General features: G+C 43.8%; 22 protein-coding genes. 7 read left to right on the forward strand and 15 right to left on the reverse strand.

What is annotated here, in order from left to right:
- Positions 1 to 38: 38 nt before the first annotated feature.
- The 11 genes from QZZ41_RS11725 to QZZ41_RS11775 form a co-directional block, all read right to left on the reverse strand.
- On the reverse strand, positions 39 to 566 hold the full coding sequence (locus QZZ41_RS11725) for a hypothetical protein (protein ID WP_295072253.1): 528 nt from the start codon (positions 564 to 566) through the stop codon (positions 39 to 41).
- Positions 567 to 697: 131 nt separating this feature from the next.
- On the reverse strand, positions 698 to 2,482 hold the full coding sequence (locus QZZ41_RS11730; RefSeq protein WP_295072256.1) for a GGDEF domain-containing protein: 1,785 nt from the start codon (positions 2,480 to 2,482) through the stop codon (positions 698 to 700).
- 33 nt (positions 2,483 to 2,515) lie between these two features.
- The gene (gene ybaK / locus QZZ41_RS11735) at positions 2,516 to 2,992 is read right to left on the reverse strand and encodes a Cys-tRNA(Pro) deacylase (RefSeq protein ID WP_295072259.1); all 477 of its coding nucleotides are present in this window, start codon (positions 2,990 to 2,992) and stop codon (positions 2,516 to 2,518) included.
- 149 nt (positions 2,993 to 3,141) lie between these two features.
- Positions 3,142 to 3,606, reverse strand: a complete 465-nt coding sequence (locus QZZ41_RS11740; protein ID WP_295072262.1) for a GNAT family N-acetyltransferase — start codon at positions 3,604 to 3,606, stop codon at positions 3,142 to 3,144.
- A 202-nt stretch (positions 3,607 to 3,808) separates the two neighbouring features.
- Positions 3,809 to 4,432: an epoxyqueuosine reductase QueH gene (locus QZZ41_RS11745; protein WP_295072265.1), complete on the reverse strand. Its 624-nt coding sequence runs from the start codon at positions 4,430 to 4,432 to the stop codon at positions 3,809 to 3,811.
- Positions 4,433 to 4,434: 2 nt separating this feature from the next.
- Positions 4,435 to 5,298 (reverse strand): stage 0 sporulation family protein, encoded by an 864-nt coding sequence (locus tag QZZ41_RS11750; RefSeq protein ID WP_295072268.1) that lies wholly within the window; start codon positions 5,296 to 5,298, stop codon positions 4,435 to 4,437.
- Between the two features lie 20 nt (positions 5,299 to 5,318).
- Positions 5,319 to 6,302, reverse strand: coding sequence for a DNA polymerase III subunit delta' (locus tag QZZ41_RS11755; protein ID WP_295072271.1), 984 nt, complete (start codon positions 6,300 to 6,302; stop codon positions 5,319 to 5,321).
- Between the two features lie 2 nt (positions 6,303 to 6,304).
- Positions 6,305 to 7,222: a diacylglycerol kinase family protein gene (locus QZZ41_RS11760; RefSeq protein ID WP_295072274.1), complete on the reverse strand. Its 918-nt coding sequence runs from the start codon at positions 7,220 to 7,222 to the stop codon at positions 6,305 to 6,307.
- Positions 7,223 to 7,278: 56 nt separating this feature from the next.
- Positions 7,279 to 9,264, reverse strand: a complete 1,986-nt coding sequence (locus tag QZZ41_RS11765) for a GDSL-type esterase/lipase family protein (RefSeq protein WP_295072278.1) — start codon at positions 9,262 to 9,264, stop codon at positions 7,279 to 7,281.
- A gap of 123 nt (positions 9,265 to 9,387) precedes the next feature.
- The gene (locus QZZ41_RS11770; protein ID WP_295072280.1) at positions 9,388 to 9,984 is read right to left on the reverse strand and encodes a hypothetical protein; all 597 of its coding nucleotides are present in this window, start codon (positions 9,982 to 9,984) and stop codon (positions 9,388 to 9,390) included.
- Positions 9,985 to 10,166: 182 nt separating this feature from the next.
- The gene (locus QZZ41_RS11775; RefSeq protein ID WP_295072283.1) at positions 10,167 to 12,236 is read right to left on the reverse strand and encodes a cellulase family glycosylhydrolase; all 2,070 of its coding nucleotides are present in this window, start codon (positions 12,234 to 12,236) and stop codon (positions 10,167 to 10,169) included.
- A 444-nt stretch (positions 12,237 to 12,680) separates the two neighbouring features.
- On the opposite strand from QZZ41_RS11775, the gene QZZ41_RS11780 reads away from it, so the two are divergent.
- Together QZZ41_RS11780 and cysK are read left to right on the forward strand one after the other, a co-directional pair.
- Entirely contained in the window at positions 12,681 to 13,571 is an 891-nt protein-coding gene (locus QZZ41_RS11780) for a hypothetical protein (protein ID WP_295072286.1), read from the forward strand.
- Between the two features lie 248 nt (positions 13,572 to 13,819).
- Positions 13,820 to 14,746: a cysteine synthase A gene (cysK, locus tag QZZ41_RS11785; protein WP_074714515.1), complete on the forward strand. Its 927-nt coding sequence runs from the start codon at positions 13,820 to 13,822 to the stop codon at positions 14,744 to 14,746.
- Between the two features lie 65 nt (positions 14,747 to 14,811).
- Here the strand turns inward: cysK and QZZ41_RS11790 are convergent, their stop codons facing one another.
- Positions 14,812 to 15,246, reverse strand: coding sequence for an Rrf2 family transcriptional regulator (locus QZZ41_RS11790; protein ID WP_295072290.1), 435 nt, complete (start codon positions 15,244 to 15,246; stop codon positions 14,812 to 14,814).
- A 214-nt stretch (positions 15,247 to 15,460) separates the two neighbouring features.
- Here QZZ41_RS11790 and QZZ41_RS11795 point away from each other — a divergent pair, with 214 nt between their 5' ends.
- On the forward strand, positions 15,461 to 16,081 hold the full coding sequence (locus tag QZZ41_RS11795) for a hypothetical protein (protein ID WP_295072293.1): 621 nt from the start codon (positions 15,461 to 15,463) through the stop codon (positions 16,079 to 16,081).
- 101 nt (positions 16,082 to 16,182) lie between these two features.
- Positions 16,183 to 16,800: a metallophosphoesterase gene (locus QZZ41_RS11800; RefSeq protein ID WP_295072296.1), complete on the forward strand. Its 618-nt coding sequence runs from the start codon at positions 16,183 to 16,185 to the stop codon at positions 16,798 to 16,800.
- Between the two features lie 153 nt (positions 16,801 to 16,953).
- On the opposite strand, the gene QZZ41_RS11805 is transcribed toward QZZ41_RS11800, so the two are convergent.
- The 3 genes from QZZ41_RS11805 to QZZ41_RS11815 form a co-directional block, all read right to left on the reverse strand.
- Positions 16,954 to 17,799, reverse strand: a complete 846-nt coding sequence (locus QZZ41_RS11805; protein ID WP_295072299.1) for a dockerin type I domain-containing protein — start codon at positions 17,797 to 17,799, stop codon at positions 16,954 to 16,956.
- 26 nt (positions 17,800 to 17,825) lie between these two features.
- Positions 17,826 to 20,780, reverse strand: a complete 2,955-nt coding sequence (locus QZZ41_RS11810; RefSeq protein WP_295072302.1) for a dockerin type I domain-containing protein — start codon at positions 20,778 to 20,780, stop codon at positions 17,826 to 17,828.
- Positions 20,781 to 20,843: 63 nt separating this feature from the next.
- Positions 20,844 to 22,448 (reverse strand): polysaccharide biosynthesis C-terminal domain-containing protein, encoded by a 1,605-nt coding sequence (locus tag QZZ41_RS11815; RefSeq protein ID WP_367267478.1) that lies wholly within the window; start codon positions 22,446 to 22,448, stop codon positions 20,844 to 20,846.
- A gap of 513 nt (positions 22,449 to 22,961) precedes the next feature.
- On the opposite strand from QZZ41_RS11815, the gene QZZ41_RS11820 reads away from it, so the two are divergent.
- From QZZ41_RS11820 to trpS, 3 genes are read left to right on the forward strand one after another with little or no spacing between them, the layout of a single operon-like run.
- Complete coding sequence (locus QZZ41_RS11820; protein ID WP_295072306.1) at positions 22,962 to 24,155, forward strand: PLP-dependent aminotransferase family protein; 1,194 nt, start codon at positions 22,962 to 22,964, stop codon at positions 24,153 to 24,155.
- Between the two features lie 35 nt (positions 24,156 to 24,190).
- The gene (locus QZZ41_RS11825; RefSeq protein ID WP_295072308.1) at positions 24,191 to 24,721 is read left to right on the forward strand and encodes a hypothetical protein; all 531 of its coding nucleotides are present in this window, start codon (positions 24,191 to 24,193) and stop codon (positions 24,719 to 24,721) included.
- Positions 24,722 to 24,735: 14 nt separating this feature from the next.
- Positions 24,736 to 25,731, forward strand: coding sequence for a tryptophan--tRNA ligase (trpS, locus tag QZZ41_RS11830; protein ID WP_074714507.1), 996 nt, complete (start codon positions 24,736 to 24,738; stop codon positions 25,729 to 25,731).
- Positions 25,732 to 25,848 lie beyond the last annotated feature (117 nt).

Genomic DNA, 25,848 nt, shown 5'->3' on the forward strand with positions numbered 1-25,848 from the left:
AAATTAGCACTCTCGATGTGAGAGTGCTAATTTCTTCTTTACAGTTTATCAGAAAGCCACTTATAAACGTCGTTTATGTCGTTATTTCCCGAATTTATGCCTGTCATACACTTATTCTCGTGTATGCATATTTTTTCAGCACAGCCGTTCTTATCGTAATATACCCCATACCATGCCATTGTCGGAGCTTCCACAGCAGGCAGTTCCTCAGGCTGGACAAGTCCGATATTATCCTTATCCAAAGCTCCTGCAAACTTTATGTACATCTTATCAAGCTCGTCCTTATCAAAGATCTTTAACAGCTTTATATCCTTTTCCAGACTGCCCTCTGAGAATTTTTCCATAAGCTCATCAGGCTTCAGATAATTGACCTCATCGGACAATACACTGTAGCAATTGCCGTTTTTGTCACAAAACTTGCCTGTCAGACCAGCCTCGGAGCTCTTGTAATACAAAAAAGCTATGTCGGGGATCTTTATTTTTGAAGTATTTACGTTCCTGCCGCAGCCTGTGCAGCAGCCTATGAGAAGAATAATTGCCGAAAATGCAGTTAATGTACGTTCCATGGTATCACCCCTATAAAAGTATTTCTACTATATAAGTACGTTCAGGAAGCCATTTCGTTGCACTTTCGGCAAAACTTTGTATGCTTGCACAATAGAGTTGTACGTTTTTAGTAAGTAATATCCAATACAACTCAGATATACGCCTGTTTTTTGAGAAGCGCGGATATAGTTCTGCCTATGACCGCAAAATAATTTATATCCGCCACCGACCATTTTTTGAATCGTCCTATATAGCAGAAGGATATCATGCCCTTTATCATGCTGTCCTCTGTCATCAGGTACTGAACTGCGCCGCCTATATTCTGCTCGGTAAGCTTGGCAAAGGCGTTGTCATCGCGTCCTTCAAGCTCGTTCACGTTGTCTATGACGAGTATACCGTCACCCGAGAAGCGGTCGGTATAATTGTTTTCAAGGAGATATGATGCATTTTTCGATGCTGCATTTCCGCAGCTGAGCATAAGTCCCATATCGCTGCCCGAGAATACGCATATATCATCTATGCCGAACTGTGAGCGCACCTGCTCCAGAAGCACCGAAATATCAGGTATCCTGCCCAGCACAAGATTTTCCGCAAGTCCGCTTACGAAGCTGAGTTTTTCGGAAGCTTCGCCCTTTCCGCTGAGGAAGGCTATCTTGTTTTCCATATCCTTTTCCACAGGACCGTGCTTATTGATATCATAGATGACATAGCGGTTCTGTCCCTTTTCCTTGGCTATATACAGAGCTTTATCCGCCTGCATGAAAAGCTCGTCATAGCTTTCGCTGTCCACAGGATATGCAGCCACTCCCATTGAGCAGGTAAGGTGTATCTTTTCCGACCTGTCCGCAAAAGCAAACTCAGTATTTGTCCTTATTGCGCGGAGTACACCTCGCAGGTCCTCCTCATCACGGGTATTTTCAAGTACGATAAGGAAGCCGCTTCCGCTTATTCTTCCTGCTATGCCCCTTGAACCTATGGCAGCCCTGATTATGGAAGCTACCTTGTATATGACTTCATCACCGAAAAGATGTCCGTAAACGTTATTTATGTCCGTAAAGTTGTCGATATCAAGTATCACAAGATCAACGGTATACGAAGGCTTTTCCGCAAGTATCCCCTGAGCAAAGGAAGTTACCGCACGTTTGTTGAGCAGTGAGGAAAGCGAGTCCTTATTCGCTTCAAGCGCAAGGTTTATATCCTTGGTCTTGCTGCGCGAATCCACAACGGAAATGATACCGCTGACCTTTTTTGCATCGGGCATATCATAACGTGTTATGCCTCTGAAAAGGCAGGTCTCACGGGTCTTGCCCTCAGTGAACATCGACGTTTCAAGTTCATGGTCGAAGCGGTAGACTCCGCTTCTGATATCCCTGCAAAGAGAATTGAATGTTTCGATGTATCTTGTCAGGATATAGCCTGCTTCTATGGCATTACTGCGCCATTTTTCAAGCTCCTCGTCAAGCAGGACTATCTCACGGAAACACTCGAACATATATATGCGTATGCGCTTTGTCTCGAAGCTGTATTCAAAGGCAAGGTCTGAAATAAGACTGAGTACGCTGCGGTATTCCGCGGACTTGCTCTCGCGGCTGTATGCCAGTGACTCCAGAGACAGCACATCGCTGAAAGTTATGGAGTAAAGGGGCTCTGCTTCACCTGCTCCGAAAAGCCTTACAGCTGCCAGTATCCAGCGGTATTCGCCGCTGATACCTTTCATTCGTATAACAGTCCTGCGTACTTCGCCCACAGACACCTTTTCTATACACTCCATAAGTCTCGGAAAGTCGTCATCGTCAATGGTACGCCTTATGGAATAGGTAACATCATTTCCGAAAAAAGAATAAAAGGCTTCGTCTCCGCTCTGAGTATGCAGGCTCTTGTCGACCACAACTCTGCCAACGCTGTAAAGCTCCTCGCTTATAAGCTCACTGTTCATATGCCGCCTCCTTCCCTAACTATATCTGAAATATCAAAGGATAATATCTTCAAATTTACCGCGTATAGCCTTTACAAGCTCCTGCGGCGAAAGGTGTATCTGAGTTCCTATGCGTCCGCCGCTTATGTAGAACAGCGGCAGGCTCTCAGCACTGTTATGTACTACCGTCATAAACTGCTTTTTCATGCCGATAGGAGTACAGCCGCCGCGGACATATCCCGTTATTTTGGTTATGTCCTTTACGTGGATAAGCTCCACGGACTTTTCTCCCACGCTCTTTGCAGCCTTTTTCATATCGAGCTCAAGTGCTACAGGTATAAGGAAGCAAAAATAGTTTCCGCTCTTGCCCTGAGCCACAAGTGTCTTGAAAGTCTCTTCAAGAGGCTGTCCAAGCTTTTCGGCAGTATGTATACCGTCGATGAATTCATCACACTCGTAAGTCTGCACGGTATAATCTATCTTGCTTTTGTCAAGGAAACGCATTGCGTTTGTTTTTAGTTCTTTTCCCATTATCTTCACCCTTTATTATCAACAAATATGTGTTCTGTTTTTTGTTCAAAACATAGAATTCAAAATCAATTTTTGTAATATTCAACGTTTTTCCATTGAAAAACGGCTAATTTCTGCCCTATTACAAAAAGCAAAATGTGTGTCATACATTAACGGCTTATAAGCTCCTTGCTTTTTATCACAAAGCCGTTATGCGTGTATAATCCCACTGCTCTTTTATTCCATTCAGCCACTGTAAGCGTTATGGGCTCGCAGGTATATTCTCTGATATGCCCTATCGCCCATATGAGCAGCTGCTTTCCGAAGCCTTTTCCCTGATACCTCTTATTCACTATAAGGTCATCAATTTCCGCACCGAAGCAGCCCACACTGCCTACGATAGTTTCGCCCTCCATGAGCAGGAAGATATTTTCCTTTTTACCGTTAAGCTGCTGAATATCATACAGGAAGTTATACGGCTCGATGTCCAGTGCCTTTCGCATATCAAAGAAACATTCATTGTATATGCGCTCATACTGGCTATAATATTTATCACAGAACGGCAGCAGCTTTACATTATCCGCCGTTACAGACTCACCTGTGTATTCCATTTCGTACACGTAAAAGCTTTTCATACTATCTCATGCACCTCTCGGGCGAGCGGAACTCGCCCCTACAGCTTGTATATATGACACGGGCTGCCAAAGGCAGCCCATACAGCGCAGTGTCTGCGCCCCCTATCCACGTTGTCGCTCGCAAGCTCGCTCACATTTATCATAAATGTTAGTCGAACATCGCTTACGGCACATTTTTTCTTATAGCGGCAAAACGCCGTCCCTACAGGCTAACGGCTTTTTTACTAAAGACGCAGCCGCAGTAATTCTGCCTGTATAAGTTATACTGCTTTGACAGCTCTATTGAGTGTTTATAGCCCTCATGCTTCTTGAAATCCGAAAACAGATAAGGCACTCCAATCTCCTCCTGCAAACGTGCTCCGCACTCGTTTATGAAAGTGCAGTCCTTATGGGGACTTATGGTAAGAGTGGTCGTGAAGAAATCACAGCCAAGCTCCTTAGCCTTATCACCTGCCATTCTCAAGCGATACTCTATACACTTCCTACAGCGTTCACCGCGCTCGGGAAGATCTTCAAGTCCCTTTGCCAGCTCATAAAAAGGTGCAGAGTCATAAGGCTCTTCAATGATAGGGATATCAAGTCCCATTTCCCTGACCAGCCTTTTCAGTTCATCAAATCTGAAAGCGAACTCCTCCTCGGGAGCTATGTTGGGATTGCAGAAATACAGCGTGATACGGAAGTATTTCTCCAGTACCGTAAGAGTATGGCTGCTGCACGGCGCACAGCAGGCATGAAGCAGAAGCGACGGTCTTTCGCCGCTCTTTTCAAGCTCTGCAAGCTTCTTATCCAGAAGCAGACCGTAATTGGTCTTTGGCTGCTTATCCATTATTATTCCTCAAGATTTTTAAGAGCCTTGAGCTCCTCACGGTTGACTCTTATCTCAACGTCTTTAAGAAGCTTTACTTCGCTTCTGTCAAGAGTTACTGGCACTTCTGACTTATCAGTCTTTACGCGGAGCTTTCCTGTGATAAGGTTTACGTCCTCCACCTTGCCCTTGTCACCATCGGGAGTAACTACGATAGCTCCTATCTTAGGAGTTATTTTCAGAAGCTCCTCATAAGCGTTCTGCTCGTTTTTGAGGCAGCACATAAGTCTGCCGCAGGTACCCGATATCTTTGTAGGATTAAGAGAAAGTCCCTGCTCCTTAGCCATTTTTATCGATACAGGCTGGAAGTCACCCATATATCCCTTACAGCAGAACTCTCTGCCGCAGATGCCAAGTCCGCCAAGTATCTTCGCTTCATCTCTGACACCTATCTGACGGAGCTCAATTCTCGTTCTGAACACTGCCGCAAGGTCTTTTACAAGCTCACGGAAGTCTACACGGTTCTCGGCTGTAAAATAGAAGAGAAGCTTATTGTTATCGAATGTACACTCCACATCAACCAGCTTCATGCTGAGCTTGCGAAATGCTATCTTCTCCTCACATATCTTGAAAGCGTCCTTTTCACGCTGCTTATTCTTTTCAACAACTTTCATGTCGTTATCGTCTGCAAGTCTTATTATAGGCTTCAGCGGTGATGATATCATCTCGTCCTCTATCTGACGATTTGCGATAACTACCTCTCCGCACTCAACTCCGCGGACTGTTTCGACTATAACATGATCTCCCACCTGAGCAGTTATATCTCCCGGTGAGAAGTAATATATTTTTCCTACACTTTTAAAGCGTACTCCGACTATTTCTTTCATAGAAAGCTCCTATCTATGGTCTATCCGATGATATCCATTATCTCAGCGCAAAGTGCCGTCAGCACCAGCGGTATACTTACATTGCTCTCGACTGCGCCCCATGCCTTTTCGATACACGAGTGTATCCTTGCCGCCTGACTCGGTATGATAAGCTCCGACAGTCTCACTGCCCCCTCACGGAAACAGCCTATAGTCTGCCCGTTCGGGTCTTTTCCAAGCACTGCTGCATCACGCACCAGCTTGTCGAGCATAGAAAGCACCTCTCTTACGTCATCGCGTTCGCGTCCGAGTGAGAAAAATCCCACATTGAGAGCATACTCATCTTTTTTTATTATACTATCTGCGAGGGCTTTTGTCAAATCCACACGCTTTCTCAGCTCTTCATCTGTTATATACTGCTCGCACATCCCTATACAGCCATGAAAGCAATCAACAGCCCTGCGTATATCGTCGGGCTCATAACCGCTCTCGGCAAGGGACTGTGCAGCCTCTTCCTCGGTCACGGGCGATGTGGTGAAGCACACGCATCGTGATATGATAGTGGGCAGGAATTCCGACTTTGAACCGCAGGTGAAGATGAAATAAGCGTAATCGGGCGGCTCTTCTATGAGCTTCAGCAGAGCGTTCTGCGTTCTGATATCAACATTATGGCAGTCCTCGAAAATATACACCTTACAGCCGCTGCTGTTATTGGGCTTTACATATGCGTCAGCTATGACATCTCTTGCCTCTTTGACGCTGAAATTATTGAGCTTTCCCGTCTTTTCGGGGAATACCACATCAGGGTGTATGCCCTTTTCTATGTTGGCGCAGGCATTGCACACACCGCAGGGCTTTTCACCCACGGGAGCTTCACACATGAGCGACTGTGTGTAATACCTTGCCATAAGCTTCCTGCCGCTGCCCTTTTCACCGCATATCAGCAGAGAGTGTGCAGTTCTTCCGCTTGAAGCCATACCTGCAAGAGTATCAAGAAGCTGCTTGTTTCCGTAAATTTTTTTCATACTCATTCCTTTTCCAAGGGAAGTCCGTCCTTGTTATTAACAATAAAGGATACCGCTTTTTTATGGCAGCAGATGTGGTTGACCACTTCTACACCGCCGTATTCACCGTCTCTTGTCCACGAAAAAGGCTCGTCGGAAAGATTGGTGATAGTAACATTGTCCGTACGGAAAAAGATTATGTTCTTATCCGTCATATCATTCTTTAAAAGTGACAATGCTGTTTTTCCGAGTTCGGCAGGATTTTGCGGCTTTCTTACGAGAGTCACCTCAAAAGCTCCGTCATCGAGCATGAAATTCTTCATTTTTATCATACCTGCCACAGAAGCTGTATTAGTTACCATACCGTATATGAAGTCTCCTTCTATTACGGTATCACCGCTTTCTATGCGCATAGGCTTTGCCTTTATATGTCCCAGCTGAGTCGCACCGTCTGCTATATAAGCAGCGTGTCCGAATACATTCTTGACTCTCTGAGAAGTTTCATACGTAATATTGGTAAAAGCTCCGAAAGCTGCAACATACGAGAAATACCTGCCATTGAAGCCGCCCACATCGCATAACACAGGCTCTCCCATAGCAGCGACCTCCGCCGCCTTCATCTTATCCGAGGGGATACCAAGATTCTTCGCAAAATCATTTGTAGAACCCGCAGGTATATAGCCTATCGGTATCTTTCTTTCACTGTCCATTACCCCTTGCAGACACTGACTGAGAGTACCGTCGCCTCCTGCTACCACAAGCCTGTCGAAGCCGTTCTCACAGGCATATACAGCCTGCTCCACGGCATCCTCGCTGCTCTGAGTAGTATGTACTGTCACTTCATATCCGTCTTTAACGAATTCGTCTATTATTTTCCCCAGTTTCTTGCTGATAACCGCTTTCCCCGCAACAAGATTAACTATAAAATATATCTTTTCCATTTATATTCTCCCTATATGACGATGCGGACAGTTTTGCCTGTCCGCTGTCGTTATGTTTACTTTTTGCCTGTCTTGAGATACTCGTCTATAGACTTTGCATTGTCTGTATTTGATACATACGCATAGTAAGCAAGTACCTTTGAAGCGTCAACTGAGTCGATAAGACCGTTATTGTCAACGTCTGCTGCCTTACCCTGAGCAGTAGTGAACTTGCCCTTTGCATCGTTTGATGAAAGTCTTGCGTACTCTGCAAGGATACCTGAAGCATCTACAGAATCAACAAGTCCGTCATTGTTTATGTCACCGAGCTTTACGCTGGCAGCCTTTACAACTATCTCAAAGGATGCTGTTCCGTAGACCTTTGAGCCGTCCTTGTTTGTAAGAGTTGCAGTTACCTTATATGTACCTGCCTTTGATGTATCTACCTTTGATCTGTCAAGAGTGATAACGAATGTCTCAGGATTGATGTTTGAATACTCAAGAACATAATTCTCAGTGAATACATCTTCTTTTATATCCGAGAACTTGTGCTCTTTGCCGCCTGTTGCATGAGTCGAGCCATTTTCAGCTTCTACTGTATAATGGAACTTTGCACCTGTATAATCGACCTTTTCACCAACAGTATACTCTGTCTTTTCAGGCTTGTTTACGAATATAGCTCCATAATACTTTGTATTGTTTGCAGGAGAAGTTGTTGTAGTTGTGGTAGTAGTTGGCTTTAATGTTGTTGTAGTTGTAGTTTTTGATGTAGTAGTTGTTGTAGGCTTAGATGTAGTTGTTGTGGTCTTTGATGTTGTGGTAGTAGTAGGCTTAGATGTAGTAGTTGTGGTCTTTGAAGTAGTTGTAGTAGTGGTAGTCTTGCTTGTTGTAGTAGTCTTTGAAGTTGTTGTGGTAGTGGTTGTTGATGTTGTAGTAGTTGTTGTCACCTTAGGCTCGCCTGCTACCTTTTTGTATGTTGCATATGCAATTGCAGGATACTTGTCCTTATCCTTTATGCCGTTGTATACTTCTGTGAGAAGTCCGTCATCAACGTGGAGCTTGCCGATCTTGCTGAGTATAGCAGCTGCGATAGCAAGATGTCCCTTCTGGTTAGGATGAACGTCCATAGTTGAAAGTCCGCCTGTCTGAACGTCAATGAAGTAGTTGGCATTGCCCGGAGTTTCTGAGTCAAGCTCACCATCATAAGATGTAAATTCAGTCTTTATGTCAACAACGTCGATACCGTCAACAGCACTGATCTGCTCTGAATAGCTTCCCATTACAGTCTCCATCTGAGCTCTCAAAAGGTTGATAAATTTAACGTTGCCAGGCTTTGCGCTGTATGTACTTGAGAGATATGTAGGATCGAACTGTATAGGCTGATAAATGTTCTGCACCATTATCTTTGCATCGGGGTTTACTTCCTTTATCTTTTCGGTTGCAGTTTTTATATTAGGGATGATATGAGTCTCGATATATCCCTCATAGGTCTTGTTCTTAAAGCTGAGGTTGCTTCCGATATCGCCGAAAAGAATTGCAAGCTCTATCTGTGCTTTTGTGCCGCCGTTTGCATAAGCAAGAATGTTGTTGATATTGAGCACCTTTGTCAATGTGTTCATAGTCGGATTTTTCGGGATATCAGCTGCTGTATAGCCTTCATTGAAGAAATTCTGATCAGGCTTTGAAAGTGCGAAATCAATAAGTCCCTTTGCGATATACTGCATGATATCGTTGCCGCCTATGGAAATAACAACGTATTCAGCATCGGAAATATTCTTTTTCTGCTCGGCAGACATCTTGTCGATAAGTGCGAGCATATCATCTGTTGTATCACCTACAACTGCATAGTTTGAGACCTTGCAGCCAAGATAATCGCCGCATATCTCACCATAATTATGAGCAACATTGCCCTGTTTTGTATATCCTGTTGCGATACTGTCGCCAAGAATTACCATTCCCGACTTTGCTGCGGCAGTTGCCTTTTCAGCCTCGGCGGAAGGTACTGTAGCGATAGCGGAAACGCTTAAAGCTGCTGCGAGTAATGTTGATAAAACCTTTTTCATAAGATCCTCCTCTGTTTTAATATTGATTTTATTACTGCATTTTTAACTGCGGATCATATAACCGCAGCTAAATGTAGTATATAATATTATTTTATCTGTGTCAAGCGGAAAAATTAACTAAAATTATATGCCGCTCACAAAAACTGCATAGTCTTTTCTGTATTTTTCGTTGAAATACAGCCTTACTCTTTCATTCACTCCGAACTGTTTAAAATATTTCTTGTCAGTTTTAAGTTTCTGAAGATACTGCTGTGAATCAGGAAATATCATTGTAAAAATACATATTCCTAATTCTTCTGCTTTGTCTATTATTATACCGTCCGCATAGGTCGTGGTTTCTCGGGAAAAAGGTTTTCTGAAAACAATCCCCCACGTATACAGAAGCATTATCCCCGAAACGAACAAAACGCCGAAGATCATTTTGCCCATTGTAAGGTCGCCCTTATGTTTGCTGTAGACCAAACCTGCTATGTAGGCAAGTGTTATGATAAGTGAAACGAGCCATGTACCGCTTGCAAGTCCGCGTCCGAAAGGTCTGCATGAGCGCATATCCTCGGGCAATGACATATATTCCGCATCTGTTGCTGTATACTTGCAAAGCTCTTCACAGCTTATCTTCTGATAATTCTGATGATCCGGTACTGTTACCGGCTTTGATGCAAGTTCTGTCGAAACACTTCCCACAACATTATGTTCTGCTGATTCTGCCGCTATCGGCATTAAAGAAGGTGTCGCTTTCGGCGAATAATTTAAATAATGTGAGCGTTAGCGAACTCTTTCGGCTAATGCCTAATGGCTAACGGCTCATGGCTGTATTACACAGTTTTTTCTTTCCTATTTCAATTTACATTAATATAATTTCTGCCTGTTCCGCTTTTATGAACAGAACAGGCAGCTGATCTTTATTTTGCGCCTTCCATTATTGCCCCGAGAAGGTCGCCGTCCCATGTAAGTGCTCCTCTGTTGAAGATACCGAAGCTTGATTCACCGCTCATTTTTCCGTTATCCCAAACAAAGCACTTTATTCCGTTAGCCTTTGCATTATTGATGTAGTATTTATAGTAATCACAGCGTGTAGCAGTACTTGCTGCATTTACGCAGCCGAATTCGTCGATTATTACAGGAGTTCCCTTGTCGATGAACTTCTTTTTAAGCTCTGCGAACTTGGCACTTACTTCGTCCTTGCCGCTTTCGGTAAAGGCTGTTTCCGAACCCTCCGCAAACTTCCACGGAGCATAGTAATGCACGGAAAGGATAATGTTTCCGCCTGTCGGTACTCTGAAATCGTTAAGTGCTATACTGTCGGCAGAAGCTGCATAAGTAGTTACGATAAGTGTTCTTGCAGCATTGTTTCCGCCGCTCTTGCGTACTGTGTTTACAAAGTCGTTGGCATAATCGTTTATGACTGTACGCTCGTCCTTTGTACCGCCCATCCATTCCATTGTAGAACCTACAGTTCTCGGCTCGTTCATGCCTTCAAATATAAGGCGGTCATCATAATCGGCAAAACGCTCGCATATCTGCTCCCATATGGTTTTCAGCCTGAAGCTGTCGCCGTTATATGACGACTTCTGAGGCTCGAACCAGATATAGTCATCATGGTGCATATTGATTATAACGAACATTCCCTCATTATAAGCGTAATCGACTACTTCCTGTACTCGGTTCATCCATTCGGTGCTTATAGTATCGCCGTTCATATGCTCAGCCCACGTTACAGGTATTCTTATTGCATTGAAGCCTGCCGACTTGACTGACTTGATGATCTCCTTTGTGGTCTTGACATTGCCCCACGCAGTCTCGGTCTCAAGGCCTTCCTTGTCAGTATTGTAGCTGTCGAGGGTATTGCCTAAATTCCAGCCCACCTTTATCTGTGATACTATCTCATCTGCTGTACGGAAGCCGCGTTCTGCCGCAGCAACTGTTGCAGTCTGGACAGCAGCGTTATCTTCGGATGCAGCTGTAGTGGTCATAACAGGGAATTCACCTGTAAAGCCCTCGCCCTGACTGTACTTTACAGACACAGTATCAAGAGTAACGGAAGGCTGTTCGCTCCACCAGTAGCCAAGCACAAGCTCGTTGTTCTGAGCTATGCACTCCTTAGCCTTATCAGGCACGAACCATACCAGCTCTATGCTGGAATCGTTGGTGAATACGGCAGTATCACCTGACTGATACTTGCCCTTTGAAGAGTTTATGCCGAATGCTCCCGTATATTTTCCAAAGCCTCCTGCCGCACTTACCTTGAAAGTAACGACCTGAGGTATTACCTTATCGGGAATAAAATCAAGAGGTACATGGATAGTATTGTCAGCGTCGGAATAGTTTACGCTTATCCCTACCTCTGCTGCCCCCATGCCGTCAACGGGAACTTCTCTCGTTCTTTCGTATGTACATACCACATTTTCTATCCTGATACTCTCACAATTGCCCCACCAGTATCCGAACAGAACTTCTCCCCCTGCGTGTATGTAGTCCTTCAGCTCGTCAGGTACATTCCATGTTATCTCACCATAGCTTCCCTGAGTAGGTGCTGAAAAATCAGGGCTCTGATACCAACCTTTATTCGTTGCAGCAGGACAATCGGTGTCAACAGCAATGCCGCATCCACCCTTAAAGCCACCTATGTCGCCGCCGTCACCTGAATAAATAGTAAAAGTAAAAGATTTTACCCTGTCGCCGTCCTCAATGAGATCGGCAAGGGGGAACTTGATCGTGTTGCTTCCCTCAGCTCGTCCGATAGTCCTGTTAACGGTTATCTGCGAATTAAGAGTTGCTGAAACGGTCTCAACTGGGCTGATATGCTCGGTCGCCATCTCTGTAGTTTCCTCCTCGGTAATAACGGTAGTAATTTCCTCCTGTGTCTCCTTATCTTTCTCGACAACATCAGGAGTCCCCTTTTCCTTCGCGCAGCCGACTGCTGATACGGCTAATGCCGCAGCAACTATCAGTGCGATCTTCCTTATCCTCATTTCAAATTTCCTCTCTTCATCATAGATGATCACGAAAACTCAAACACAACCGATACCCCATACCTCTGCTCCGCTGCTGATCGTTTTGAGTCATAATAGTGTATCTTACAGAAGCGGAATATATAGATATCGATTTTAAGAACACTTACTATAATTATAACACGGCTTTGAGCTCTTTGCAATACATGATTTGAACTAATAAACAATAAATTGGTATGACTTTATTTATTAATCTGCCAATTTATTACCTGTTTTTACACTTGCAGGCAAAAATGACAGAACGATGAAATCCCCGTGGTGAATATGCAAAGAATTGATTACAATTTGTTATTCGGCTTGACAAATATTAAAGGCGCGTGTATAATTATTATAAGGTTAGCGAAGAGCACTGCTTCGCATTTTCAATCGTATAAAAACATTATATGAAATGAAAGGACGCAAAATATGAGTAATTTTAGAAAAAGAATGATCGCGATCGCAGCTGTTGCCTGCGTTCTGCTTACATCTGCCGCATCATGTATGGATTCAAATAAAAAAGACAACGGCAGCGGAAATAATGACAGCAGCGCAACTACTGCCGCTGCAACAGAGGACAGCAACGCTCCTACTCTCGAGCACATCGACAACGAAAAAGGCAACGTTATCGTAACTCCTTTCCAGTCAGGTTCACCTGCCGATCTCGGACTTGCATCAGCTCCCGATGAGGCTACAGCACTTAACGCCGAAGATCCTACAGCTGCTAAAGAGCCTGCTACAGAGGTAGTTGAAGTTACTGAGGCAAACGGTGAAAAGGCTACAGACGCTAACGGTCAGGTAGTTACACAGATCGTTACAAAGGCTACAGAAGCTGCAACTGCTGCTTCTGTTGATAATTACGTAAGCAAGACAGACAGCAGATACTGTCTGTGGATCGATATCTCAAAGGATCAGGACTATGTGTTCAATGATGACTTCATTGAGGTATATTTCAAGCTCAAGGACAATATCCCCGAAAAGGACTATGCTGTAAGATTTAACCCTGATTTCTCAACTATCGGCGGCGATTCTCTCAAGCCCGATAAGGTAGTACAGGGTAATATCAGAGTAGGCGGCAGCATCGAGGCTCAGGACGTTTCATCAGAGACAGGCTTCGTTGCATACGGCGACAACGTTTCCGCAAAGCCCGGCGAGGAAGTATGCTACCGCATAAACCTCAAGAACAACCCGGGTATGGCTGCTATGCTCGTATGGGTATACTTCGATTCAAACGCTATGGAAGTTGAGGACGTTATCCCTTCAGGTGAATTTGCTAAGTTCGCTGCTACTGCTTCCACAGGCGAAAAGCCAAAGAACTAAAGAACTGAAAGCTCCCGATATTTCGGGAGCTTTATTTTTTTCTCAAAAAAATCATAAAAAGGGATTGACAAATGTAAATTTTACTGCTATAATAATATCATATCAAACATATAGGAAATATGGTAGAATGAAACGGAGTGAGATGAATGTACGATATTCTTTCAAAACGATGTTGAATATCCTATGCAAGAAATGCTTTTTGAATAAAACGAAATTTTAAATATAATTTATATAAAGGAGATATTATTATGAAAACTTATAAGAAGATCACTGATCTTATCGGCGGAACTCCCCTTCTCGAACTCACAAACCTTGAAAAGACACACGAGCTCAATGCTACTATCCTCGCTAAGCTCGAATACTTCAACCCAGCAGGAAGCGTCAAGGACAGAATCGCAAAGGCTATGATCGATGACGCTGAGGCTAAGGGCATACTCCGCGAGGGCAGCGTTATTATCGAGCCTACAAGCGGAAACACAGGTATCGGTCTTGCTTCTGTTGCAGCTTCAAGAGGCTACAGACTCATTATCACAATGCCTGAGACAATGAGTATCGAAAGACGCAACCTTATGAAGGCTTACGGTGCAGAGCTGGTACTCACAGACGGTTCAAAGGGCATGAAGGGTGCTATCGCTAAGGCTGAGGAGCTTGCTGCTGAGATCAAGGGAAGCTTTATACCTTCACAGTTCACTAACCCTGCTAACCCTGCTATCCACGAAAAGACAACAGGTGTCGAGATATGGGACGATACTGACGGAAAGGTAGATATATTCGTTGCAGGTGTAGGTACAGGCGGTACTTTAAGCGGTACAGGTGCTTACCTCAAGTCAAAGAACCCTAACGTTAAGGTAGTTGCTGTAGAGCCTAAGAGCTCTCCTGTTCTCTCAGAGGGCACAGCAGGTCCTCACAAGATACAGGGTATCGGTGCAGGATTTGTTCCCGAGACACTCAATACAAGCATTTATGATGAGATAATCACAGTTTCAAACGAGGACGCTTTTGAAACAGGCAGAAGCATCGTAAGAAACGACGGTGTACTCGTTGGTATCTCGTCAGGTGCAGCTGTATGGGCTGCTATACAGCTTGCAAAACGCCCCGAAAACAAGGGCAAGGTAATCGTTGCTCTTCTCCCTGATACAGGTGAGCGTTACCTTTCAACTCCTATGTTTGAATAATTCTTAAATGCCATTATACAGCAAAAGCGGAGCTTAAAAGCTCCGCTTTTGTCATTATAAAATGCTTATATGCAATAGTCTCCGCCAATAACATTTCCGCGGTCGATTATCGTCTGGAGAGTTATACTGTCAAGGTAATCGTTTATAGCCTTATTAAGCCCTTCCCAGACAAAAAGTGTGCAGCATTCATTAACTCTCGGACATTCATTGGGCTCAAAGTCAAGACACGCTACAGGTGCGAGACTTCCTTCAGTTGCTTTCAGCACATCTCCCACTGTGATATCACTTGGCTTTCCTGCAAGCATATAACCGCCTCTGTTTCCGCGATTGGTTCTGAGAAGTCCCGTTTTATTAAGAAGAGGCACTATCTGTTCAAGATATTTTTTTGATATACTCTGTCTGTCAGCAATATCCTTTAAAGATACATAGCCTTCTTCCTGATGAACAGCAAGATCATACAACATTCTGAGTGCGTATCTGCCTTTTGTAGATATTTTCATTAGTACGCTCCTTTCAAGCGGTCGTTTAATGCATACTAATTATACCATAGGTTTACTATGTTTTGCAAGTGCTTTTTTGATTTTTTCGCATCTTTTATTATTTTCCCCTTATCCGAATTAATCTTGACATTTCGCTGTAAAATGTGATATACTATAGTTGTTATAAATAAAAATACGCCGTATAGCGGCTTCAAACAATTCGGAGGATAGAAAAATGAAAAAAACAAAGCTTTATGCATTACTTCTTGCGGCTGTTATGACAGCTTCTGTTTCCGCAGGTTGTCTTGGCAAAAAGAAGTCTACGGTAACATCTCAGCCGCGTCCCACAAGTTCTAACGAGGACAAGACTCCTGTAGATCGTGCTTCTATGGGTACTGACGTTATCAATGGTGAATTAGGTACTATGATATCCGAAAACGATACCGACTTTACTCTTAATGCTGTTCTCGATACAGGTATGCGCGATGATAATGCAAAGTTTATATACTTTGACATTACTCTCCGCAACAATACTGATAAGGAGTATGAGCTCAGCACACTCAACAACTTCTACATTGAGCTCCCACAGGGCACTAAGCTCTATTCAGAGGTCCGCACACAGCTCTATGCAGGAAGCCATTTCAAGGACGACAAGTATTTCGTTGATCCGTTCACTATCCCTTCAAACGGTCAGTTCAGCGGTGTCATCGGCGGCTTTATCCTGGGCGATGAAATGAACGAATTCGATGTATGTTTCTTCCCGACAGGAAAAGACCCCAACAACAAAAAGACTGTTATCAAGTATAAGATAACTGCCGATAAGATCACAGCACCCGATGCTTCGGTATTAAAGTAAAAGCGAACCATTACCGATAAAGTTTTACGCCATAGTTTTCTGATATGAGCACTATGGCGTTTTTCTATTTTTACAACATGATACAGAAAGAAGGATAAGTTATGAAGATCGCAGTATTCTCAGATGTTCACGGAAACCTTAAAGCCTTGAAAAAAGTGCTTGAACAGATAAGGGAAAAAGCTCCCGACCTTACAGTATTCTTGGGAGATATCTTTCAGCGCGGAAATGAAGAAACAGAATGTCTTGAGCTTTTAAAAGCAAGTGAGATAGTCTGTCTGAAAGGCAACTGCGAGCTTTATGCTGAGCACGGAGTCGATGTCGATCCTGACGTGGAGCATCTGAGGAGCTATTATGACGGTATCAGGGAAAAGCTTACGGACGAACAAATGCAGTTCATCAAACAGATGCCGCTTTATTATGAAAGTGAATGTCACGGGCATAAAATACGTTTTTCTCATTTCCTGTTTTTAGATGTAAATGCGCCTTATCCGTTTTTGCCGCTGTCATCTTTGAAAAACGGTGAGTTCGATAAGGCTTGCGAAAGCGAAGAAGTAAAGGGATACGATCTCGTTGTAGTTGGTCATTGCCATGAGAATTTTGTGAAAGGAAATGTGGTCTCCGTTTCGGCTTCGGGACTGGAAGGTGCTTCGTACCTTATTATCGAAGATAACGAGAACGGTGTCAGCTTTGAGCACAGCAGCGTTGATCAAAGCTGTTAGCCGTTAGCTCTTAGCCATTAGGAAGCGGCTTCGCCGCTTTATTATCGGGCGAGCGAAACTCGCCCCTACATTTCGGGCGGATAATATCCGCCCCTACAATAAGCTAAAGACTCAAAAGGAAAAGCCCCGAGGCATTGCCTCGGGGCTAACTGTTTATTTAGTTGAAGTTGAATTTGCTGCGTAGTATTCAAGCACCTTTGATGCGTCGGCAGAGTCTATAGAACCGTCTCCATTGTAGTCGTATTCCGTGAGCTGCTTTTCTGTCGGCTCTGTTTTGCCTGTTGATATTTTCGCATACAAAGCAAGTATCATGGAAGCGTCTACAGAGTCTACCTTTCTGTCGTAGTTCACATCGCCCTTAGGAAACAGATCATGTGTGCCGTCCGATTCGACCTCAATATATCCATGCTCGATACCATAAGCGAAAGTCCATGCCTCCATGAGCTTTCCCTCTTCGTCCATTAACGCATTAGTGAAAAGATCGGTGTCCTTATTGTAGTATATCTCAATAGGATATTTTTTGAATACTTCGATATCGCTGGGAAGCTCGACCTGAAATGAAAACATTACGCCGTCACCATTCTTCGCGCCTGCACTTGCGATAATAACTCTGAAACCGTTATCTCCTTCGGGAATACATTCAAACATACTTCTTTTGAGGGCCGGACCTGCTTCTGCGATATAGCCTTCGTCGTCCTTGACTAATTTAAGTCTGTCATCTACCTTTACGCTGAATCCTGCATTGTCGTATTTTCCCGTAGCACCGCTTATAGTAACATCTATTGTCCTGACAGGATTAGCCTTGTATTCAGCATAACTAATTATCTGCTGTGTTATATGGATCGAAGGCTTTACAGTTGCCGTTGAAACGTCAAGGTCGCCGAGGTCGTATTCATCGCCTTTGGCAGCACCTGAAGCAAAAGCCTGTAGAGCTGTTGCAGATACGAGCATTAATGCTGCGGTAGTTGCTGAAATTATTTTCCTGATAATTTTATTCATTGATCATGCTCCTTTTTGTCAAAAGCTTACTTTCTGTTGAGGAAAGCCTCTATCTCGATGTCGTTGTTTGCTGAGATATATGCATAGTAAGCAAGTACCTTTGATGCGTCTGCCGAGTCGATAAGTCCGTCATTATTTACATCACAGGTAGCCTTTTCCTTTTCGGTAGGCTCTGAGCTGTTAGTAGATAATCTTGCATATATCTTCAGTATTGCAGAAGCGTCAACTGAGTCTATAAGACCGTCACCGTTAGGATCGCCGAGCTTATACTTCTTTCCTGTATCAGGAGTTGTAGTAGTTGTCTGTGCTGTTGTTGTAGCAGTTGATGTCGATGTTGATGTTACAGTTGTTGTAGATGATGCAATTGATGTTTTTGAAGTAGATGTAGTTGATATGAGCGTAGTAGTTGTTGTTGTATTTGGTGTTGAAGTTGATGATGTTGTCAGTGTAGGTAATTCTGTTGTAGTAGTTGTTGTTACAGGCTTTGCAGTTGTTGTAGTAGATGCAATTGATGTTTTTGAAGTTGATGTAGTTGATATGAGCGTAGTAGTTGTTGTTGAAGATATCTTCTTCGTTGTCTCTGTAGGCTTTGAAGTTGTTGAAGTTGTCTTCTTTGTAGTCTCTGTTGACTTTACAGTTGTTGTGGAAGTTGTAATATCAACGCCGTTAGGACCTGTCCAGTATGAACGATCAGTAGTTGTTACATCTGTAGATGTTATTGATGTTGTCTCTGTAGTAGAAGTAGTCGTTGTAAAGATCATCCATGTTGTAGTGTTTGTTGATGTTGCAGAAGTAGTTTTCTTTGTAGTCTCTGTAGGCTTAACAGTTGTTGAAGAAGTTGTCTTCTTTGTAGTCTCTGTTGGCTTAACAGTTGTTGAAGATGTCTTTTTAGTAGTTTCTGTAGGTTTAACAGTTGTTGAAGAAGATGTCTTTTTAGTAGTTTCTGTAGGTTTAACAGTTGTTGAAGAAGTTGTCTTTTTAGTAGTTTCTGTAGGTTTAACAGTTGTTGAAGAAGTTGTCTTTTTAGTAGTTTCTGTAGGCTTTACAGTTGTTGAAGTAGTCTTCTTTGTGGTCTCTGTAGGCTTAACAGATGTTGTAGTTGTGGTAGTCGATTTAGCTGTAGTAGTTGTTGTTGCAGCCGGAATTATTTCAATGCTTTCTATTGATGTTATAACTAAGCTCCAGCGTGCAGTCATCATACATTCGATCTTTATGTTGTCGCCCTTTTTCAGAGAATGAAGTGTCTCAAGAACATCTGATGGAACGCCTGATGTTACAAAGGAATAACGGCTGCCGTCAGTCATGCAGATAACATTGTAATCAAGGCGATCAAAAACACCTGTTATTGTTCTGGCAAACGGTGCGTGAGGATCAGATGTAGTTGTTGTGGAAGTAATTGTAGTAGTTGTTGTCTGTGATGAAATTGCAGTAGCTACAGAAGTTATCTTCTTTGTTGTTTCTGTAAGCTTTACAGTTGTTGTAGAGGTTGTAAGATAATCATCGTTAGGACCTGTCCAGTAAGAACGATCGGTAGTTGTCGCATCTGTAGTTGATGTTAATGTTGTGTCTAAAATAGTTGTTGATGTTGTCTTCTTCGTAGTTTCTGTTGGCTGTACAGTTGTTGTAGTTGATGTTGAAGTTGTTTCCACAGGCTTGGAAGTTGTTGTAACTGCAGATGTTGTAGTTGTGGAAGTTGTACCTGCTGTCTGTGTAGATGTAGTATTTGATAAAGTAGTAGTTGTTGTATTTGTTGTCTTTGAAGTCGAAGTTGTTGTTGTCTCTGTTTTTGATGTAGTTGATGACAAAGAAATCGAAGTGGACTCCTTTGTAGTTTCTGTAGACTTTACAGTTGTAACAGAAGTTGCCTTTTTTGTAGTTTCTGTAGGCTGTAAAGTTGTAATTGAAGTGTTCTTCTTTGTAGTCTCTGTAGGCTTTACAGTTGTAGTTGAAGTGTTCTTTTTTGTTGTTTCTGTAGGCTTTACAGTTGTTGCAGAAGTTGTCTTCTTGGTAGTCTCTGTAGGCTTTACTGTTGTTGCAGAAGTTGTCTTCTTTGTAGTTTCTGTAGGCTGTACAGTTGTAGTTGAAGTGATCTTCTTTGTAGTTTCTGTAGGCTTTACAGTTGTAGTTGAAGTGTTCTTCTTTGTAGTTTCTGTAGGCTGTACAGTTGTAGTTGAAGTGATCTTCTTTGTAGTTTCTGTTGGCTGTACAGTTGTAGTTGAAGTGTTCTTCTTTATAATTTCTGTAGGCTTTACAGTTGTAGTTGAAGTTATCTTCTTAGTAGTTTCTGTTGGCTGTACAGTTGTCGTGAAAGTAGTAGTTGCCGATGTTGTTTCTGTAGCTGTTGCAGTTGTAGTTGTAGTCTGGCTCTCATCATCTTTTATCTTGATGTAGCCCTGCTCGATGCCCTTGGTAAACACCCATGCTTCCATATATTTTGAATTTGCCTTGTTGACAATAGAAGCAAACAGGTCATTCTCAGCATCGTATTCTATATTTACAGGAAAAAGATCTCCAGCCTTCACGTTATCGGGAAGTCTGAGATCAAATGTCCACATTACACCGTTACGGCCGTAATCGCCCGAACCCGCTGTAACAAGAAAGATGCAATTGTCTTCTTCGGAGAGTTCTGTTCCAAGTCTCTTGATAGCAGGACCGCTCTCAGCTATCATTTCGTCGCGCTCCACGAGCTTCAGTCTGTCATCATATCTTACATGGATACCTGTAGCTACATACTTCTTGTCAGCATCCTTGATACTCATTTCGATAGACTGAACAGGCGATTTTTTTGCTTCGTCCAATGAGATCTCGATCTTGCTGAGTGATATTATCGGCTTGACTGTTGATTTCTCAGGATCGATGCCATTGAACTCATACTTGTCTCCTGTTGCGCTTCCTGCTCCATATGCGCTGAATACCGGTGAAGCACATATAACAGAAAATGCTGCTGTGATTGCTGTCATTTTTTTAAGGATATTATTCATTATTCTGCCCCCTTGATTTAATAATTGTATAATATCACAAAAAAATCAAAATTGCAAGTACTTTTATGCACTTTTGCTTCGTTTTGTGCTTATCTTGCCCATAAGCGAGACTATCAGCCCCAGATAAACTATCCCTCCCACTGACGCAGAAACAGCAATGACCGTAATTTGCGATGCTTCTGCTTTTTTCAGCACAGATGATACCAGATATGCTGCTCCGCCGCACATTGCTCCAGAATACACAACTTTTCCGAATTGAGCTGCACCAATATGCAATTCGGTCGCTTTTATGTAAGTTCTGACAGATACTATAAGTATCACAGCATAGCACAGTGAAGTTGACAGTGCTGCACCGTCAACTCCCATAAATGGTATGAGCGCAAGATTTCCTGCCAGCTTTACAGCCGTACCGAGAAGCATTATTTTCAGCGGCGATGATGTTTTCCCTACTGCCTGTAGCATACTGAAAAGCGGATAGGAAATGCACAGGCATACCATTCCGACCATGAGCCAGCGCAGCGAGCCAACACAAAAGGCTGCTTCATCTGTTTGCTGAGGGTAGAGAAAGCTTAGCAGTTCGGGAGCAAGCACCGTTATTCCAACTGCCGCCGGTATGGCTATGAACGCAGATGTAAGAAGTGCCTGCAATGTGCCGTACTCAAGAGCTTCTCTGTCCTTGTTCTCGTATGCAGCTGTTATGCAGGTAAGTGCGCCCTTGCCAAGCATATTCGTTACTGACGGCACAAGATTGAATACCGTAAGTGCTATGCCTGCAAACGAACCATATATAAAATAAGGGAACTCTCCCTCCGAAACGCCCTCGGGAGCAGTCATGCTGCTGCCAAAATACGATATACAGCCTATTACCGTCCACATATCTATCAATGCAGTAAGATTTGTCACAAGCGCACTAACTCCCACGGGAAGAGCTGTTGCCGTAAGCTCGCGTACTATGGCTTTTCTGCTCATGACGAAGCTCTCGCTGCTCCCGGGAGTTTTAGTGAACAGCCTTACCGCCCCAAAGAAAAGGGCTGCGCCTGCGGTGGAAAGAGTAACTCCTGCTATGCCTGCCGCCGCAGCTGCGGCGCGTATATCCGTTATATACGGGAAATATCCTGTAACGACCTGCGGATTTTCCATAACATATCCGCACAGCAGAAGCCCTGCTGCTGCCTTTACTATTCCCTCGACCACCTGAGAAAATGCCGTAGGGTACATATTGCTCATGCCCTCGTAGTAGCCGCGCTCAACTGCTGTTATACAGCCGAAAAGCACCGCAGGAGCTATCATCGCCACAGCAAGCCATGCTTCGGGACTTCCTATGCTGTATACACTGAAAGGCTTTGCAAGAAGAAATATGAGCAGGCTGCCAACAAGCCCTGCCAGTGAGAAGATAGTCAACGCGGTTCTGCGGACTTTCGCCGCATTGGCATACATACCAAGTGCCGCGCTCTGGGCTGTCATACGTGCGACTGCGGAGCTGAGTCCTGTTACGGTCAAGGAATAAATAGGCATGAACAGGCTGTATGCGCAGCTGAAATAGCTCATGCCCACTCCGCCAAGTATATTCGTAAGCGGTATCTTGAAAACCGCTCCAAGCAGTTTCGCCGCCGCTGCTGATATCATTAGTATTATCGAGCCTTTTATGAAATTCTGCTTTTTCAGTATTGACCGCCTCCCATATGCGCCTTAACATAAAATAGTTTTTCACAGAAATATATGCTGCGTCAGGCTTTTTTATGCAAGCTGAGCCGGCTCGACCGCTTCCACATTGTCTCTCGTACATCGCTTACGGAACAATATGCAGTTCACACGGACGGCGGAACTCGCCCCTACAATTACGCTCTCTTGCGGACTGACAAAGGCAGCTCCTACAGTGTGTCATTTGGAGTTTATGCGTAATTGGCGGACGCGCAATGCGCGTCCCTACAATTCGGTCATGTTATTTGTACTGTCGTTTACGGGCGAGCGGAACTCGCCCCTACAATCTACTTTCTGCTCACTCGCGGAACGCCGAGGACACCGTCACTGATGTTTTATACATACTGCCCAACAATCACTGTTTGCCGCTTACTAATTACTATAAAAATCAACGCGGATATTGATTTATTGTAAATTATGTGTTATAATGTAAATTGGACTGATTATAGTTATCAAACAGACGAAAGGCTGGTTTTTATCATGGATTATAAATTCTCAGACAAGGTCAGCAAGCTCCAGGCTTCTGCAATCAGAGAAATCCTCAAGTTCACTTCCGATCCTGAGGTAATCTCCTTCGCAGCAGGCAACCCTGCTCCCGAAGCTTTCCCTAAGGAAAGGATCGCTGAGATCTCTGCTGATCTTCTCAAAAACGACCCTATTCTTGCACTCCAGTACAGCGTCACTGAGGGCTATACTCCCCTGCGTGATTTCCTTAAAGGCTGGATGACAGAAAAGAATTGCTTCCACAAGGAATTTGACGACCTTATCATTACATCAGGCGGTCAGCAGGCTAACGAGCTTTCATGTAAGGTACTGCTCAACGAGGGCGATACTCTCCTCTGCGAGTCACCAAGCTTTATAGGTTCGCTCAACGCTTTCCGCTCATACAATGTCAACCTTGTTGGCGTGGAAATGGATGATGACGGTATTGATCTTGAAAAGCTTGAAGATGTCCTCAAAAAAGACAAGAATGTCAAGCTCCTCTATCTTATCCCGAATTTCCAGAACCCAACAGGCAAGACTATGTCTCTGGAAAAGCGCAAGGCTGTCTACGAACTTGCCTGCAAGTATGACTTCATTATCCTTGAGGACGACCCTTACGGCGAGCTCCGCTTTGAGGGAGAAAACGTTCCCTGCATAAAGAGCTTCGACACCGAGGGAAGAGTTATCTACTCAAGCACATTCTCAAAGATAATCTCATCAGGTTTCAGAACAGGCTACTGCTCTGCTCCTGCTCCTATCATACAGAAAATGGTAGTCTGCAAGCAGGTTTCCGATGTTCACTCAAATGTGTGGGCACAGGTGGTTTCCCACAGATTTATGACAACTGTTGACAGAGATGCTCATTTCAAAAAGCTCCGCGCTATATACAAGGAAAAATGTGACCTTATGTGCGGATACATCGACAACGAATTCTCAAAGAAGATACACTATACAAAGCCCCAGGGCGGTCTGTTCGTATGGTGCGACCTTCCTGAGAACTGCGATATGAACGACTTCTGCAAGAAGGCTGTTCAGCAGTACAAGATCGCTGTTGTACCGGGCAACTCTTTCAGCATAGACCAGAACGAGATCAGTCACTCGTTCCGTCTTAATTATTCAACACCTACAAACGAGCAGATAAAGAAGGGTATGGATATCCTTGCCCGTATGACAAGAGAAATGCTCGACTAAAAAAGAAAAAATTACTTTGAAAGGAAATTTTTATTATGCCAAACAGAATGACCGACAGATATAATGTCACACAGAAATACCTTATGACAAGAGGACAGGCTCTCAACTTCCCTGCTGAGTACTTCGATTCTTTCAGCAAGCTCAAGAAAACTGACGTTTTCGGCGTTGTTATCGATATCCCTATGTCATCAGAAGTTCTTACAACTATGGTATGTTTCATCAACGGTGCTGCTAACATCTACTTCAACAACGGCGGCGAGTACACAGGAGCTTCACAGAAGTACAGAAACCTCGTTCAGGCTGCACATACTCTCGTTGCCAACGCTGGTCAGCTCCTTCCTAAATGTGAAAAGACAAAGCGTTTTGACCTTCCTAAGGGCAGAACAAACAAGATATTCCTTCTCACTAAGAGCGGCGTATATATGACAGAACTCAAAGCAGGTCTTATACCTGAGACAGAGCCTGAGCTCCGTTCTTTCTATGTGCTCTATCAGCGCGTTCTCAGCGAGATCAGAAGCTGCCAGCTCAAGGACGAGGCTGACAGAAGAAATGCTGCTACTAAGTAAGGAGAATCACACTAATGGACGATAAAAAGCTGATATTCAGCGGTATCCAGCCTACAGGCACATTTACCCTCGGCAACTATATAGGTGCTGTCAGAAACTGGGGTGCTTTGCAGGAACAGTACAACTGCATATACTGCGTTGTTGATATGCACGCTATCACAGTAAGACAGGAGCCTGCTAAGCTCCGTCAGAACACACTTAATTCATACGCACTTCTTATGGCTTGCGGAGTTGATCCTCAGAGATCGATACTCTTTATCCAGAGCCATGCTCCCACACACGCAGAGCTCAACTGGATACTCGGCTGTAATACACAGTTCGGCGAGCTTTCAAGAATGACTCAGTTCAAGGACAAGAGCCAGAAGCACCCTGACGATATAAACTCGGGTCTTTTCACATACCCTGTGCTCATGGCTGCGGATATCCTTGCATACAACGCTGATCTCGTACCTGTAGGTGTGGATCAGAAACAGCATCTGGAGCTTGCAAGAAATATCGCTCAGCGTTTCAATCAGCGTTACGGCGATTTCTTCACACTTCCCGAACCGTATATCCCCGAAGTAGGCGCAAAGATCATGTCTTTGCAGGAGCCTACAAAGAAGATGTCCAAATCCGACGATAACCCCAACGCCTGCATACTTATCCTCGACGACAAGGATACTATTATCCGTAAGTTCAAGAGAGCTGTTACAGACAGCGAAGCTGAGGTATGCTACCGCGAGGGCAAGGACGGCATCAATAACCTCATGACTATATACTCATGCGTTACAGGAAAGGACTTTAAAGCTATCGAGTCTGAATTTGCAGGCAAGGGCTACGGCGACTTCAAGCTTGCTGTTGGCGAAGCTGTTGCAGATCACCTCGAACCAGTCCGCACCGAGTTCGCTAAGCTCAGCAGCGACAAGGCTTTCCTGAAACAGTGCTATACAGAAGGTGCGCAAAAGGCACTCAGATACTCCGGAAGGATAGTCTCAAAGGCTTTCCACAAGGTTGGTTTTGTAGATAGATAATAACATTTGGCTATGTTTTGATACCTAAGAAAATATAACTTGTTGTAATTATATAGCAAAAATATACAAAGCGCGGCTATTATAAGCATTATTTTCTTCGGAATTAACAAAATTGTA

The sequence above is a fragment of the Ruminococcus sp. genome, from assembly GCF_016283395.1.

Coding starts and splice junctions, on each gene's coding strand:
- QZZ41_RS11725 (WP_295072253.1), bottom strand. CDS start 566: ATGGAACGTACATTAACTGCATTTTCGGCAATTATTCTTCTCATAGGC.
- QZZ41_RS11730 (WP_295072256.1), bottom strand. CDS start 2,482: ATGAACAGTGAGCTTATAAGCGAGGAGCTTTACAGCGTTGGCAGAGTT.
- ybaK (WP_295072259.1), bottom strand. CDS start 2,992: ATGGGAAAAGAACTAAAAACAAACGCAATGCGTTTCCTTGACAAAAGC.
- QZZ41_RS11740 (WP_295072262.1), bottom strand. CDS start 3,606: ATGAAAAGCTTTTACGTGTACGAAATGGAATACACAGGTGAGTCTGTA.
- QZZ41_RS11745 (WP_295072265.1), bottom strand. CDS start 4,432: ATGGATAAGCAGCCAAAGACCAATTACGGTCTGCTTCTGGATAAGAAG.
- QZZ41_RS11750 (WP_295072268.1), bottom strand. CDS start 5,298: ATGAAAGAAATAGTCGGAGTACGCTTTAAAAGTGTAGGAAAAATATAT.
- QZZ41_RS11755 (WP_295072271.1), bottom strand. CDS start 6,302: ATGAAAAAAATTTACGGAAACAAGCAGCTTCTTGATACTCTTGCAGGT.
- QZZ41_RS11760 (WP_295072274.1), bottom strand. CDS start 7,222: ATGGAAAAGATATATTTTATAGTTAATCTTGTTGCGGGGAAAGCGGTT.
- QZZ41_RS11765 (WP_295072278.1), bottom strand. CDS start 9,264: ATGAAAAAGGTTTTATCAACATTACTCGCAGCAGCTTTAAGCGTTTCC.
- QZZ41_RS11770 (WP_295072280.1), bottom strand. CDS start 9,984: ATGCCGATAGCGGCAGAATCAGCAGAACATAATGTTGTGGGAAGTGTT.
- QZZ41_RS11775 (WP_295072283.1), bottom strand. CDS start 12,236: ATGAGGATAAGGAAGATCGCACTGATAGTTGCTGCGGCATTAGCCGTA.
- QZZ41_RS11780 (WP_295072286.1), top strand. CDS start 12,681: ATGAGTAATTTTAGAAAAAGAATGATCGCGATCGCAGCTGTTGCCTGC.
- cysK (WP_074714515.1), top strand. CDS start 13,820: ATGAAAACTTATAAGAAGATCACTGATCTTATCGGCGGAACTCCCCTT.
- QZZ41_RS11790 (WP_295072290.1), bottom strand. CDS start 15,246: ATGAAAATATCTACAAAAGGCAGATACGCACTCAGAATGTTGTATGAT.
- QZZ41_RS11795 (WP_295072293.1), top strand. CDS start 15,461: ATGAAAAAAACAAAGCTTTATGCATTACTTCTTGCGGCTGTTATGACA.
- QZZ41_RS11800 (WP_295072296.1), top strand. CDS start 16,183: ATGAAGATCGCAGTATTCTCAGATGTTCACGGAAACCTTAAAGCCTTG.
- QZZ41_RS11805 (WP_295072299.1), bottom strand. CDS start 17,799: ATGAATAAAATTATCAGGAAAATAATTTCAGCAACTACCGCAGCATTA.
- QZZ41_RS11810 (WP_295072302.1), bottom strand. CDS start 20,780: ATGAATAATATCCTTAAAAAAATGACAGCAATCACAGCAGCATTTTCT.
- QZZ41_RS11820 (WP_295072306.1), top strand. CDS start 22,962: ATGGATTATAAATTCTCAGACAAGGTCAGCAAGCTCCAGGCTTCTGCA.
- QZZ41_RS11825 (WP_295072308.1), top strand. CDS start 24,191: ATGCCAAACAGAATGACCGACAGATATAATGTCACACAGAAATACCTT.
- trpS (WP_074714507.1), top strand. CDS start 24,736: ATGGACGATAAAAAGCTGATATTCAGCGGTATCCAGCCTACAGGCACA.